The following is a 13,038-nucleotide window of genomic DNA, read 5'->3' as shown; positions in this document are numbered from 1 at the left end:
GGAGAGGGGTTCCGATGGCCTACATCAGTGCGCTCGAGCTGTTCTCGGTGGGTATCGGCCCCTCTAGCTCCCACACGGTCGGTCCGATGCGGGCTGCGTCGACCTTCGTCTCGCTGCTCGCCCGCCGCGGCGTTCTCGACCGCGTGGAGGCGATCGGCGTCGTGCTCTGCGGTTCGCTCGGCGCGACCGGCGAGGGGCACGGCACGCCCGACGCCGTCGTCGCTGGTCTGCGTGGGCTCGACCCGCGCACGTGCGACGTGGACGAGGTCCCCGGCGCCTGGGACGCCCTCGGCGAGGGTGCCACGCTCGTGCTCGACGGCGGACGCGCCGTCACGATGCGTCGCGCCGACATCAGGCTTGCCCCGCTCACCCGCCTTCCCGGCCACCCCAACGGCATGCGCTTCGTCGCGTACGGCGCCGGCGTGCCGGCCCAGGGGTCGGGTGACCGTCCGGTGCTCGCGCAGGAGATCGCCTACTCCGTCGGCGGCGGGTTCGTGGTGTGGGAAGACGCGCTCGTCGACGGCGGGGACACCGAGCTGAGCGAGGCGCTCACCGAATCCTCCTCCGACGTCGTTGACCCCGCCCTCGAGTTCGAGTCAGCGGCCGAGCTGCTCGAGGTCTGCCGTCGCACCGGCCTCGACATCGCCGAGGTCGCCTGGGCGCACGAGCTCGCGCTCCGGCCGACCCCCACCACCCCCACCACCCCCACCACCCCCACCACCAGCACCACCACCACCCCCGTCGCCGCCGGCCTCGACGAGATCTGGTCGGCGATGTCCGACTGCATCGACAGCGGTCTGACGCGCGAGGGCCACCTGCCCGGCCGGCTCAACGTCCGCCGTCGGGCCGCCAGGACCCGCGTGCGCCTCGAGGCGCTCGAGGAGGCCGCGACCCGGGGCGACGTCGTCGGTGACCTCTCGATCGAGTGGCTTCAGGCCTGTGCGATGGCCGTGAACGAGGAGAACGCGAGCGGCCGCCGCGTCGTCACGGCGCCCACCAACGGCGCCGCCGGCATCATCCCGGCGGTCGGGCGCCACTTCCTGCGCACGCACCCCGCGCTCGCGGACGACGACGAGGCCTCGCGTCGAGCGATGCGCCGCTACCTGCTGGTGGCGGGGGCGATCGGCAACCTCTACAAGCGCAACGCCTCGATCTCGGGCGCCGAGGCGGGCTGCCAGGGCGAGGTCGGTTCGGCGTGCTCGATGGCGGCGGGTGCGCTCTGCGCTGTGCTCGGCGGGACGCCGGAGCAGGTCGAGAACGCCGCGGAGATCGCGATGGAGCACAACCTCGGTCTCACCTGCGACCCCGTCGGGGGCCTGGTCCAGGTGCCCTGCATCGAGCGGAACGCCATCGCGGCGTGCACGGCGGTGTCGGCCGCGCGGCTCGCGCTGCAGGGCGACGGCTCGCACGTCGTCTCGCTCGACACGGTGATCGAGACGATGCGTCAGACCGGTCTCGACATGTCCACCAAGTACAAGGAGACGTCCACCGGCGGGCTAGCCGTGAACGTCATCGAGTGCTGAGCGGTCCGCCGGCGCCTCGATGAGACCGCGGTCCCCCTCGAAGGGGATGAGCGACGGCGGTGCGGGGAACGCGAGATCGTGGAAGGTCAGCGACGCCGTCACGTCGCCGAAGTCGTCCTCCTTCACCCGGACCCGCCGCGGCGTCACCTCGACGATCCGGACGCGGCGGACGGCTCCGTCGGGCAGCGTGAGCTGCCAGAGGTCCGCGAGGAACCCGATCCCGTGCTCGTCGAGCGCGGCCTCGGCCTCGCCGTAGTCCGTCCCGTGCCACAGCGGCCGCCCGAGCCGGTCGAGGGCCATCACGTCGTCCGGTCCGGGATCGCCCAGCACGATCCAGCCGACGATCTCCCGGTCGCCCTCGCGACGGTGCTCGATCCAGGTGTCCACGGCCCGAGCCTAGGCGCCGGTCCTGATGTCGCCACCCTGCCCTACGGTGTCGGCATGACGCGCCTGATCCCCGACGCCGAGCGCCGCGCCCGGCTCGGGCGTCGGCACGCCCTGGTGGCTCCCGTCGCGTCCCCGGAGGAGGCGACGGCGGCCGTCGCCGCCCTCCACAGCACCGACCCGGCGGCGATGACCCTGAGCGTGCGTGCCCGCACCCGTGCGGCGGATCCGAGTGAGCTGCACCGCGCGCTCTACGAGGACCGCAGCCTCGTCAGGCTCCTGACGATGCGGCGCACGGTGTTCGCCGTCGCGCGCGAGCACGCGCCGTCGTTCCTCGCCGCGACGTCGTTGTCGGTCGCCGCCGCGCAGCGCCGCCGGACGCACGCGCTCCTGCGCGAGGGCGGGGTGACGTCGGACCCGGAGGCGTGGCTCGCGCGCGCCGAGACGGCTGGTCGAGCCTTTCTCGCGGGCGACCCCGGCGTGTTCACCACCAAGGAGCTCGCGGCCGCCGACCCGCTGCTCGCCACCCGGATGCGTTTCGGGGCCGGGGCGCAGGCCGTGGAGCAGAGCGTCGCGAGCCGTCTGATGACGCTGTGGTCCAGCGAGGGTGTCGTGGTGCGCGCCACGGTCGCCGGCGGGTGGACCTCGACGCAGTTCCGCTGGGCGGCGGCGTCGTCCTGGCTGGGTGAGCAGGGTGAGCAGGGTGAGCCGGGTGGCCCGGGCGAGCCGGCCGTCGCCCCCGACCTCGCGGAGGGTTCGGCCCTGGTGGCCCGGCTCTACGTCGCGCGGTTCGGACCCGTCACGCCCGACGACCTGCAGTGGTGGACCGGGTGGACCAGGACGCACACGAGGGCGACCCTCGCCGCTCTCGCCGCCGCGGGCGAGACCGCGGCGGTGCGCGTGACGGTGGGTGGGGTGGAGGTCGAGGCGGTCGTGATGGCCGACGACGTCGCCCCCGTCGACCCGCCGTCGCCCTGGGTGGCACTCCTGCCCGCCCTGGACCCGACGTCGATGGGTTGGAAGCACCGCGACTTCTACCTGGGTGAGCACCGCGCCCACGTCTTCGACCGCAACGGCAACGCCGGTCCGACCGTGTGGGTGGACGGCCGCGTGGTCGGCGGCTGGGCGATCCGCGACGACGGCACGGTCGGGCTCGACCTCGTCGAGGAGGTCGACGGCGCGGCGTCGGTCGGGATCGAGGCGCAGGTGCGCGAGGTCGAGGCGTTCCTCGACGGCGCCGTCGTCAAGGCACGGGCCCGCGGGTGGACGACCGCGGAGACGCGGATCAGGAACCCGGCGTAGACCCGGGGCACCCCGACCCCAGGACACACCGACCCAGGGTCCCGCGCCTCAGACGACGAGCCGCACCCAGCGCTCGCGGCCGTCGCCGCCCGGCTCCGGCGCGAACCCGACCTTGCCCAGGTAGTCGCGGGCACCGGCGGCGGGGTCGTCCCAGACCACGCGTGTGAAGCCCTTGGCCTCGAAGATCCCGCTGGACCTGTGGACGAACCGACCCGGGTTGAAGTCGCGGAACCGCGGGCTGACCCAGTCCAGCTCGACCGAGGCGGTGCCGCCGCCGAGATCACGCAGGATGACCGTGCCGACCGTCTCGTCGCGCCGGAGCACGAGGAACGCCGAGCGGGGGTCGGAGTCGGGACCCTGCGCCCGCGATGAGAACGCACCGAGGTCGAAGGCGGGGTGGAACGTCGCCATGTCCTTCGTGTGCAGGCCGAGCACGTGGTGCAGATAGGCGTCGTCGGGTGCCACCTCGACGACCTGGTAGGTCTCCGCGTCGTCGGCCTCGCGGTAGAGGCGCAGCAGCCAGTAGACGTCGATCACCGCGATGACACCGTTCATGACGGCGAACGGCCAGATGCCGACCCACGCGTTGTACCCGGCGGCGACGGCGGAGCCCGCGAGGTTCATCCAGCGGAACCGGAGCACGCGCGCCTGCATCAGGGACCAGACGACCAGCCCGGATCCCACCCAACCGATGACCTCGAGCCAGACGTTCATCCTGGAACTGTAGGCGGCGATCTCCCACGCCCCGCACGCCCCGCGCGCCCGTCAGCCCCTCACGCGCACCGGCACGTCAGAGCGCGTGCATGCCCGCCCAGTAGGTCGCCACGGCGGGACGTATCGCCACCGAGCTCCCGCCGGCCAGCCGGGCGAGCATCAGGCCGTCGACGAGCGCGAGCAGGCTCGCGGCGTGCTGCTCGGCGTCGGGGATGCCGCGCTGGGCGATGAGCGCAGCGGCCATGCCCTGCACCACCCGCTGCCCGGGGGAGGAGGTGTTGATGAGCGGGTGGAGCTCGGGGTCGCCGCGCAGGTCGATGAGGAGCACGAAGCGGGCGATCTGATCCGTCTCCTGGCCCTCGAGCAGCATCGCGACCGTGGTGACGAGGTCGATCGCCTGCTCGTCGGACTCGACCGTCTCGAGCGGGAAGGCCCCCATCGCCTCGTCGAACCTGGCGATGAGGAGATCGAGTGCGCGCGAGATCAGCTCCGCCCGCGTGCGGGCGTAGTACGACGTCGTCCCGGCCGGGAACCCCAACCCGGCGTCGATCGTGCGGTGGGTCACGGCGTGCAGGCCCGAGTGGGCGATGAGCTCGAGCGCGGCGTCGGCGATGCGGACCGGACGGTCGCTGGGAGGACGAGGCACGGGGACGAGGGTAGCCCCGGGTGCCGGCGGCCGTCCCGCCGCGTGCCTGGCCTGCCGGTGGTGCGCGCCACCGACGTCCGGTGCCACGATGGACGTGGCAGGGACGCGGCGACACGCGCCAGAACAGGACGAGGGAGATCGCATGCAGCTGGGAATGATCGGACTCGGGCGGATGGGCGCCAACCTCGTGCGCCGGCTCATGCGCGGCGGGCACGAGTGCGTGGTCTACGACGTCGACCGCGCCGCCATCGACACGCTGGCGGCCGAGGGCGCCGTGCCCGCGCACAGCCTGCAGGAGCTCACCGAGAAGCTGACAGGGCCGCGCAACGTCTGGGTCATGGTGCCCGCGGGCTACGTCGGCGCGACCGTCGACAGCCTGGCCGACCTGCTCGCCGCGGACGACACGATCATCGACGGCGGCAACTCCTACTACCGCGACGACATCACGCGCGCCGCGCAGCTGAAGGAGCGCGGGATCCACTACGTCGACTGCGGCACGTCGGGTGGTGTCTGGGGTCTGGACCGCGGCTACTGCCTCATGATCGGGGGCGAGGAGGTCGCCGTCGAGCGGCTCGACCCGATCTGGCGGACGATCGCGCCCGGGGCGGGCGACGCCGAGAAGACCCCCGGCCGCCCGGAGGGCGGCACCGCGCAGGAGGGCTACCTGCACTGCGGCCCCAACGGTGCCGGCCACTTCGTCAAGATGGTCCACAACGGCATCGAGTACGGCATGATGGCCGCCGTCGCGGAGGGCCTCTCGATCATCAAGAACGCCGACGTCGGCCTGCGCACCCACACGGTCGACGCCGAGACGACGCCGCTGCGCAACCCGGAGTTCTACCAGTACTCGATCGACGTCGCCGAGGTCGCCGAGGTCTGGCGCCGCGGCAGCGTCGTCGGCTCCTGGCTGGTCGACCTCACCGCCGCCGCGCTCGCCGCCGACCCCGACCTCAGCACGTTCGGCGGCCGCGTCTCCGACTCGGGCGAGGGCCGCTGGACCGTGCTGGCCGCCGTCGAGGAGGGCGTCCCGGCGAACGTCATCCAGGCCTCGCTCAACGCCAGGTTCTCCTCGCGCGACCTCAACGACTACCAGGACAAGGTCCAGTCGGCGATGCGCAGCCAGTTCGGCGGGCACCACGAGCAGCCCGCCCAGCACGCACCCGAGCCGGGCACGACGCCGGTCACCGAGGGTGGCGCGCACGACAACGACCGCGGCGCCGAGTAGGGCGCCAGGCGCGGACGACGCCGGAGGCCGTCACCGCGGTGCGGTGACGGCCTCCGCCGCTCCTGCCGCGGTCAGCGCCCGACGGCGATCTCCGCCACGCGCGCCGCGCCACGCAGCTGCAGCCGCAGATCCACCTCGCCGAGACCCGGCAGCCCGACGTCGGCCAGCACCTCGAGCGACACCTCGCGCCAGTCGTAGCGTCCGCCCTCGGGGACCTCGACGGCGTGGGTCAGCGCCACCCACCTGCCTTCCCGGCCGTCCCCGCCGTCCCCGCCCCCGGTCGCGCGCACCTGCAGCGCCACGGTCGAGGGGCCCCACGACGGCAATGCCCGTCGCGTCGTGGTCAGCACCACCGAGCGCGCACCGCTCAGGTCCAGACGGCGGTACTCGGTCCACGCCCGCTCGGCCCCGGCGTGCACCTCCACGCTCGAGCCGAGCTCGCGCGTCCGGTCGGACGTGACGGCGTCGTGATGGGCGTGGAACGCGTGGGCGGGAAGCGCCGCCACCCGCCGCACCCCCGCCGTCGACCCGGTCACCTCGAGGTCCGCCACGACGGCGGCGTCCGCCACCGAGCGTCCGGCCGCGAGCCGGTAGGTCCCCGGCTGCACGCGGTACGCGCCCGGCGTCGTGACGGCCGCGGGCGTGACCGCGGCAGCCACGTCCCAGACGGCCAGCACCCCGAGCGGCACACGGAGCGCGACCTCGCGGGTCTCGCCGGGCTCGAGCGTGACGCGGCGCCACGCCGCGAGCCGGCGGAGGGGCGCCGGCACCGGCAGGACCGGAGCGTGCACCCAGAGCGCGACGAGCTCGTCGACCTCGCGGTCGCCGTCGTTGCGCACCGTGACGACAGCGGCGACGGCGTCGCCCGTGTCCACCGGGGAGCCGTGCGCGGAGCCGTCGGTCGCGGCCACGTGCACCGTCGTCGGCACCGGCGCGGCCACCACGCCGGGGTCCTCGCCCGCCAGCGTCAGGTCGAGGTAGCTCACGCGCGAGTACGTCAGCCCGTGCCCGAGCGCCCACAGCGGCTCGGCGCCGGCGTAGCGGTAGGTCTGAGCCGAACCGACGACGTCGTAGTCCAGCAGGTCACCCGCGTCGGCCTCGCGGCGCCACCACGTCTGCGCGAGGCGCCCCGACGGCGAGCGGTCGCCCGACAGCACGTCCACCAGACCGTGCCCGAGCTCCTGCCCGGCGTGGCTCGTCCACACGACGGCGGCCGCGGCGTCGGCCTCCTCGCCCACCGCGTACGGGTAGCTCGAGACGATCGTCAGCACGGCGGGCGTCCCGGTCGCCACGGCGGCCTGCCAGACCTCGCGCGACGCGGGCGGGAGCAGCAGGTCGGGCCGGTCCTGCGTCTCGCGGCCCGCGACGTGCGGGTCGTTGCCGACCGCGACGAGGACGACGTCGGCGCCCGCGGCCGCGGCCGTGACCTCGGCGACGCCCGAGGTGACGACGTGGCGCGCGAAGCGCTCCGCCGTCGTCTCCGTGCCGTCCGCGACGAGCAGGTGCGTGCCGTGCTGCGCGCGCAACCAGGCGCCCGACCCGGCGTGCTGGAGCGACACAGAACCGTCGGCGTTGCCGCGGATCCGGTAGGTCTCCTGCGCCACCCAGCCGCCGATGCGCGTGGAGGTCGCGGCCTGGATCCAGGACTGCCCTGACAGCAGCAGGCCGGTGGCGGCGGAGCGGAGGCTGACGACGCCGTCGCCCCACTCCGCGACGTCGAGGTGCGTCGCGACGTGGGCCGGGTCGACCCCGGTGGCCGTGACTGCGCCGTCGGGCAGGACCTCCAGGTAGCGGTCGTGCGTGAGCGAGCGGAGCGCGACGCGGTCGGCGCCCGACGCGACCCGCACGTCGGCGTCCGGGTAGCGCTCGCGCACCGCCGCGGCGATCGTGGAGACGTACGGCGGCGTGCCGGAGTACCAGTCGTGCACCACGTGATCGGCGAACGGGCCCACGACCGCGACGGTGCGCGGTTCGCGCAGCGGCAGCACACCGGCGTCGTCGGCCAGCAGCACGACGCCGCGGGAGGCCGCCTCGCGCGCCAGCTCGCGGTGCCACGGCAGGTCGATGCCCTCGGGGCCGACGGCGCGCGGATCGTCGGCCGCCGGGCTGTCCGCCGCGCCCCCCGTCGGCTCACCCGCCAGCTCACCCGTGCGCTCGCGCAGCTCGAGCACACGCAGCACGGCGCGGTCGACGTCGGCCTCCGTCACGAGACCGGCCTCAAGCGCCGCGGTGATGCGCTCGATCGTCGGCGCGGTCTCGGCGGAGTTGTCCGTGAAGGAGTCGATCCCGGCGCGCAGCGCGGCGGCGTGGGAGGCGACGTGGTCGGGGAGGTAGCGCTCGCCGTCGACCAGGTTCGAGGGCGCCTGCGCGTCGGAGACGACGGCGATCGGGTGCGGCGCGAAGCCGCGCAGCTCGTCGAGCAGCTCGCGCGCGACGTGGTTCGGCCGCCCGTTGACCAGGTTGTACGAGGGCATCACGGCGCCGACGACGCCGGCGGCGAGCGGGCCGACGAACGCCGGCAGCTCCCACTCGCGCAGCGCCTGCGGGGGCAGGTGCGAGCTGGTGGCGGCACGGTCGGTCTCGTTGCCGTAGGCCAGGTAGTGCTTGAGCGTGGGTACGGTCGTCCACACCGTCGGGTGCTCGCCGCGCAGCCCGCGGCAGTACCCGGTCGCCAGCGAGGCGGTCAGGTCGGGGTCCTCGGAGTAGCCCTCCTCGGTGCGCCCCCAGAGCGGGTGGCGCAGCGTGTTCACGACGGGCGCCCACACGTTCAGGCTGACGCTCGGGTCCTGCGCGTGCTTGGCCCGCACCTCGTGCGCGACGGCGGTGCCCACCTCGCGCAGGAACGCCGGGTCCCACGTCGCCGCGAGCCCGACGGGCTGCGGGAAGACCGTGGCGGTTCCGAGCCACGAGAGCCCGTGCAGCGCCTCGGTGCCGGTGTGGAACGGTGCCAGCCCGAGGCGTTCGACGGCGGGGGAGTGCTGGTGCAGCATCGCCACCTTCTCCGCGAGGGTGAGCTGCGCGAGCACGTCGCGGGCCCTGAGCGACCCACGGCTGCCGGTGGTCGCGGACGCACCCGGTGCGGGCTCGATGACGGGCGGTGGGGAGTGGACGACGTCGGCCACGGGACTCCTCGGATTCGGTGGATGCGGTTCAGGCCAGGACAACTGTGATCGAACTGTGACTCGAATCGGTTCGATGGCCGAGAACTGGCTGATCGGACATCGAGGGAAGATCGGCCGGACGCCGCGAGGCGCGGAGATCCGGCGCAAAGTCCCCCACGGAACGAGCGTTCTCCCCCGAGGGGGTTGCGTGACTTAGTTCACTCACCATACTCTGAAGCGAAGCGCTTCGACGATCGATGCTGATCCGGCGCTCACCCGTGGCGGGCGCCGAGGCCCACCCGATCAGACAGGAGTGACGCCGTGAAGACGATCGATCCCACGAACCGAGCCGCAGCCCGCGCCCGACGTCGAGCACGACCGGTGGTCACGGCGGTCGCGGCGCTCAGCAGCGTCGCGGTGCTCGCCGCCTGCGGCGGCGGCGGTGGCACCGGGAACGCCGGCGGCGACGGCGAGGCCGTCTATGCGTTGTCGGCCGAGGACACGCCCAACTACGTGCCGCTCGACCTGGTCGAGGCGGACTTCCCCGGCGTCGACGGCTCTGCCCCCGGCTTCACCTCGATCCCCGACCCCCTGGTCGCCGCCGTCGACTCCCCGCCCGGCAGCGGCGGCTCCTACACTGCGATGACGCCGCTGTGGGGCACGATCCCGCCGACCGACGGCAACGCCTACTTCGACGCCGTCAACGAGGCCATCGGCACCACGATCAACTTCCAGATCTCCGACGGCAACACCTACGGCGACAAGATGGCGGCCGTCCTGGCGTCGCCGCGCGACGTCGCCGACTGGACCACGATCCCGAGCTGGAACGTGCCGCCCCGGTTCAACGACGCCGTCGAGTCGATCTTCGCCGACCTCACCCCCCTCCTCGCGGGCGATGCGATCGAGGCGTACCCGAACCTCGCCAACATCCCCACCGAGGCGTGGCAGGCGTGCTCCTGGAACGGGAAGATCTACGGACTCCCGATGCCGGTCGAGGTCGGCCTGACCGACTACGCGCTCTACCGCGCCGACCTGGTGGCGGACCAGGCGCTGCCCACGACCCCCGAGGAGCTGATCGAGTTTGCCGAGGCGAACACCGGTGACGGCGCCTGGGGAGCGAACGACCTGTGGGCCGTGGCCACGGCCATGTTCGGCGTGCTGCCGTCCCAGCCGGGCTGGGAGGTCGGCGACGACGGCGCGCTCGTGCACCGGGTCGAGACCCCCGAGTACCGGGCCGCCCTGGAGTGGATGACCGAGCTGTACTCCTCCGGCGCCGTCCACCCCGACGCCGTCGCGGACAACCAGGGCGACGCCGGAACGCGCTTCGAGGGCGGCCAGGTCGTGATGACCTCGACCGGGCTCGGGTACTGGCACGAGGCGCTCACGCGCAACCGCCCGGCCAACCCCGACTTCGACATCGACGTGCTGCCGCTGTTCGGTGCCGACGGTGCCGACCCCGTGATCTACAAGCCCAAGGGTGCGGCGATGTGCTCGTTCCTCAAGCAGACGGAGGACGAGGCGCAGCTCACCGAGCTCCTCGAGGTCGCCAACTTCCTCGCCGCGCCCTTCGGCACCGAGGAGTTCCAGCTCATCAACTACGGCGTCGAGGGCGTCCACTACGACCTGGGCGCCGACGGGCTCCCGGTCGCCACCACGCAGGCGCAGCAGGAGGTCCAGCCCAGCTACATCTTCCTCACGGGCCCGCCGGCCGTGAACGCCAAGCCGGACCTGCCCGACTACGTCGAGAAGCGCAGCACCTGGGCCGCCGCGAACGCCGAGTTCGTCACCGAGCCGCTGTTCTACGGCATGAACATCGCCGAGCCGAACCAGTACGCCTCGATCGGCCAGCCGTTCGCCGACCTGGAGAAGGACATCGTGCGCGGTCGCGCGTCGATGGCCGACCTCGACGCCGCGATCGAGACCTGGCGCAGCGCCGGCGGCGAGGAGCTGCGCACGTTCTACACCGAGATCTACGAGGGCTTGGAGTCCGAGGGCGGGTCGGCCTCCTCATGAGCCACCCGAGCACGCCTCCCGCCGGCCCGACGGCGACGCCGTCGGGCCGGCGGGAGGGGCGCGCCGACGGCGTGCTCGAGATCGAGCTCGCGGCCCACGCCCCGCAGGGACGCGACGGCGAGGCTCCCTCGGGCCGCCGCCGGGGGTGGCGGCCCGGCCGGGTGAGGGAGGTCGCGACGCACAACGGCGTCGTGATGAACACGATCACCTGGCGCGACCGGCTCCGCCGGGACAAGACCCTGCTGGTGATGACGCTGCCGGCGGTCGGACTGCTGGTGCTGTTCGCCTACGTCCCGATGCTCGGCAACGTCATCGCGTGGCAGGACTACTCCCCCTACGTGGGGATCGCCGACAGCCCGTTCATCGGCTGGGACAACTTCGTCCGGGTCTTCAGCAACCCGCAGTTCCTGCACGCGGTCGGCAACACGCTCCTGATCACGGGCTTCCAGCTCGTGTTCTTCTTCCCGATCCCGATCATGCTGGCGCTGCTGCTCAACAGCGTGGTCACCCCGGCTCTGCGGACGTCGATCCAGTCGATCATCTACCTGCCCCACTTCTTCTCGTGGGTGCTGGTCGTGACGATCTTCCAGCAGATCTTCGGCGGTGCCGGACTGGTCAACCGCCTGCTCGCGCAGGCGGGCTACACCGGCTTCGACCTCATGACCAACCCGGACACGTTCCTGGTGCTGGTCACGTCCCAGGCGGTCTGGAAGGACGCGGGCTGGGGCATCATCATCTTCCTCGCGGCCCTGGCGACGGTCGACCCGGCCCACTACGAGGCCTCCGCGATGGACGGTGCCGGTCGCTGGCGTCGGATGTGGCACATCACGCTGCCGGCCATCCGCCCCACGATCATCCTGCTGCTGATCCTGCGCCTGGGCGACGCGCTCACGGTCGGGTTCGAGCAGCTGATCCTGCAGCGCGGGGCCGTCGGCCCCGGCGTCGCGGAGGTCATCGACACGTACGTCTACTACCAGGGTGTCGTCAACGGCGACTGGGCCTTCGCGGCCGCGGCCGGACTGGTCAAGGGCGTCGTGTCACTTCTCCTCGTGCTCGGGGCCAACAAGCTCGCGCACGTCTTCGGCGAGGACGGGGTCTACCGCAAATCATGAGCATCTCCACAGACGCGGGCCAGGGCCCGCTCGGACGGCTCGACGCCGTCCCCGTCCCGGAACCGCTGCGCGACGCCGGTCCCGCTCGCGGGCCTCGTCGCCCGCGCCGGTCCAAGCACCGCAACGCCTGGGAGGGTCGCCCGACCCCGATCGGCCAGGGCGCCAAGATCGTGATCCTCTCGATCGTCGTGCTGGTCGTCCTGTTCCCGCTCTACACGGTGATCCTGACGTCGTTCTCCACGACGGCGGACGTCAACCGCTCCGGCGGCATGGTGATCATCCCGGGCGACCTGACGATCGCCGCCTACCGCCAGATCCTGTCCGGCGGCATCGTCACGCGGGCGGCCGGGGTGAGCGTGTTCGTCACGACCGTCGGCACGATCCTCTCGACCATCGTCTCGGTGATGGCCGCGTACGGGCTCTCGCGCCCCAGCTCGCTGGGTCACCGCCCGATCCTGTTCGTGTTCCTCGTGACGATGTTCTTCGGCGCCGGCATGATCCCGACCTACCTGCTGGTCAGCAACCTGGGCCTCATCGACAGCCTGTGGGCGCTGATCCTGCCCGGGGCGGTGTCGGCCTTCAACGTGCTGATCCTGCGGTCCTTCTTCATGGGCATCGATCCCGCGATCACCGAGGCCGCCCGGATCGACGGCGCGGGCGACTTCCGCATCCTCGGCCGGATCGTGCTGCCGATGTCGACGGCGGTGGTGGCCGTGGTCGCGCTGTTCTACGGCGTGGGCTACTTCAACGCCTTCTTCAACGCGATGCTCTACATCAACGACAACACGCTGTGGCCGCTCCAGCTCGTGCTGCGCTCCTACGTGCTCCAGGGCGTCACGCTCCCGGGCTCGGGTGCGGGCCAGGTCGACGTCGCCACGGGCGCCGTCACGGGGCTCCCGGTCAAGATGGCGATCATGGTGCTCGCCGTGATCCCGATCCTGGCCGTCTACCCGTTCGTCCAGCGGCACTTCACCAAGGGCGTCATCTTCGGTGCGGTCAAGGGCTGACGCGCGAGCGG

General features: G+C 72.8%; 10 protein-coding genes. 6 read left to right on the top strand and 4 right to left on the bottom strand.

The window, feature by feature from the left end:
* The first annotated feature begins 14 nt into the window (after positions 1-14).
* Positions 15-1,523 carry an L-serine ammonia-lyase gene (locus tag SERN_RS14725; RefSeq protein ID WP_135850918.1) on the top strand — a complete coding sequence of 503 codons (1,509 nt, stop codon included), beginning with the start codon at positions 15-17 and terminating at the stop codon, positions 1,521-1,523.
* Here the strand turns inward: SERN_RS14725 and SERN_RS14720 are convergent.
* Complete coding sequence (locus SERN_RS14720; RefSeq protein WP_135850917.1) at positions 1,497-1,910, bottom strand: hypothetical protein; 414 nt, start codon at positions 1,908-1,910, stop codon at positions 1,497-1,499. The two genes, SERN_RS14725 and SERN_RS14720, sit on opposite strands and share 27 nt — an antisense overlap.
* A gap of 54 nt (positions 1,911-1,964) precedes the next feature.
* On the opposite strand from SERN_RS14720, the gene SERN_RS14715 reads away from it, so the two are divergent.
* A complete protein-coding gene (locus SERN_RS14715) occupies positions 1,965-3,209 on the top strand; it encodes a winged helix DNA-binding domain-containing protein (RefSeq protein WP_135850916.1) in 1,245 nt (414 codons plus the stop codon).
* Between the two features lie 48 nt (positions 3,210-3,257).
* Here the strand turns inward: SERN_RS14715 and SERN_RS14710 are convergent, their stop codons facing one another.
* Together SERN_RS14710 and SERN_RS14705 are read right to left on the bottom strand one after the other, a co-directional pair.
* Positions 3,258-3,923 (bottom strand): YgjV family protein, encoded by a 666-nt coding sequence (locus SERN_RS14710; protein ID WP_135850915.1) that lies wholly within the window; start codon positions 3,921-3,923, stop codon positions 3,258-3,260.
* A gap of 76 nt (positions 3,924-3,999) precedes the next feature.
* On the bottom strand, positions 4,000-4,569 hold the full coding sequence (locus SERN_RS14705; RefSeq protein WP_158292682.1) for a TetR/AcrR family transcriptional regulator: 570 nt from the start codon (positions 4,567-4,569) through the stop codon (positions 4,000-4,002).
* 142 nt (positions 4,570-4,711) lie between these two features.
* Here SERN_RS14705 and gnd point away from each other — a divergent pair, with 142 nt between their 5' ends.
* Positions 4,712-5,794, top strand: coding sequence for a phosphogluconate dehydrogenase (NAD(+)-dependent, decarboxylating) (gene gnd, locus SERN_RS14700; RefSeq protein ID WP_135850913.1), 1,083 nt, complete (start codon positions 4,712-4,714; stop codon positions 5,792-5,794).
* A gap of 71 nt (positions 5,795-5,865) precedes the next feature.
* On the opposite strand, the gene SERN_RS14695 is transcribed toward gnd, so the two are convergent.
* Positions 5,866-8,916: a glycoside hydrolase family 3 C-terminal domain-containing protein gene (locus SERN_RS14695; RefSeq protein ID WP_233251731.1), complete on the bottom strand. Its 3,051-nt coding sequence runs from the start codon at positions 8,914-8,916 to the stop codon at positions 5,866-5,868.
* A 300-nt stretch (positions 8,917-9,216) separates the two neighbouring features.
* On the opposite strand from SERN_RS14695, the gene SERN_RS14690 reads away from it, so the two are divergent.
* The 3 genes from SERN_RS14690 to SERN_RS14680 all read left to right on the top strand — a co-directional run bounded on the left by SERN_RS14690 (position 9,217) and on the right by SERN_RS14680 (position 13,027).
* On the top strand, positions 9,217-10,908 hold the full coding sequence (locus SERN_RS14690; RefSeq protein WP_135850912.1) for a type 2 periplasmic-binding domain-containing protein: 1,692 nt from the start codon (positions 9,217-9,219) through the stop codon (positions 10,906-10,908).
* A gap of 194 nt (positions 10,909-11,102) precedes the next feature.
* Entirely contained in the window at positions 11,103-12,020 is a 918-nt protein-coding gene (locus SERN_RS14685) for an ABC transporter permease (protein ID WP_135850983.1), read from the top strand.
* Positions 12,017-13,027 (top strand): carbohydrate ABC transporter permease, encoded by a 1,011-nt coding sequence (locus SERN_RS14680; protein WP_135850911.1) that lies wholly within the window; start codon positions 12,017-12,019, stop codon positions 13,025-13,027. Before SERN_RS14685 ends, SERN_RS14680 begins: the two co-directional genes overlap by 4 nt.
* Positions 13,028-13,038: the final 11 nt, after the last annotated feature.

The organism is Serinibacter arcticus (genome assembly GCF_004786095.1).
Taxonomy (GTDB): domain Bacteria; phylum Actinomycetota; class Actinomycetes; order Actinomycetales; family Beutenbergiaceae; genus Litorihabitans; species Litorihabitans arcticus.
This window is presented reverse-complemented; position numbering and strand designations above follow the sequence as displayed.

What these genes read in the sequence shown, in the direction of transcription:
- SERN_RS14685 (WP_135850983.1), top strand. Translation starts at nt 11,103, where the DNA reads ATGAACACGATCACCTGGCGCGACCGGCTCCGCCGGGACAAGACCCTG.
- gnd (WP_135850913.1), top strand. Translation starts at nt 4,712, where the DNA reads ATGCAGCTGGGAATGATCGGACTCGGGCGGATGGGCGCCAACCTCGTG.
- SERN_RS14725 (WP_135850918.1), top strand. Translation starts at nt 15, where the DNA reads ATGGCCTACATCAGTGCGCTCGAGCTGTTCTCGGTGGGTATCGGCCCC.
- SERN_RS14715 (WP_135850916.1), top strand. Translation starts at nt 1,965, where the DNA reads ATGACGCGCCTGATCCCCGACGCCGAGCGCCGCGCCCGGCTCGGGCGT.
- SERN_RS14710 (WP_135850915.1), bottom strand. Translation starts at nt 3,923, where the DNA reads ATGAACGTCTGGCTCGAGGTCATCGGTTGGGTGGGATCCGGGCTGGTC.
- SERN_RS14680 (WP_135850911.1), top strand. Translation starts at nt 12,017, where the DNA reads ATGAGCATCTCCACAGACGCGGGCCAGGGCCCGCTCGGACGGCTCGAC.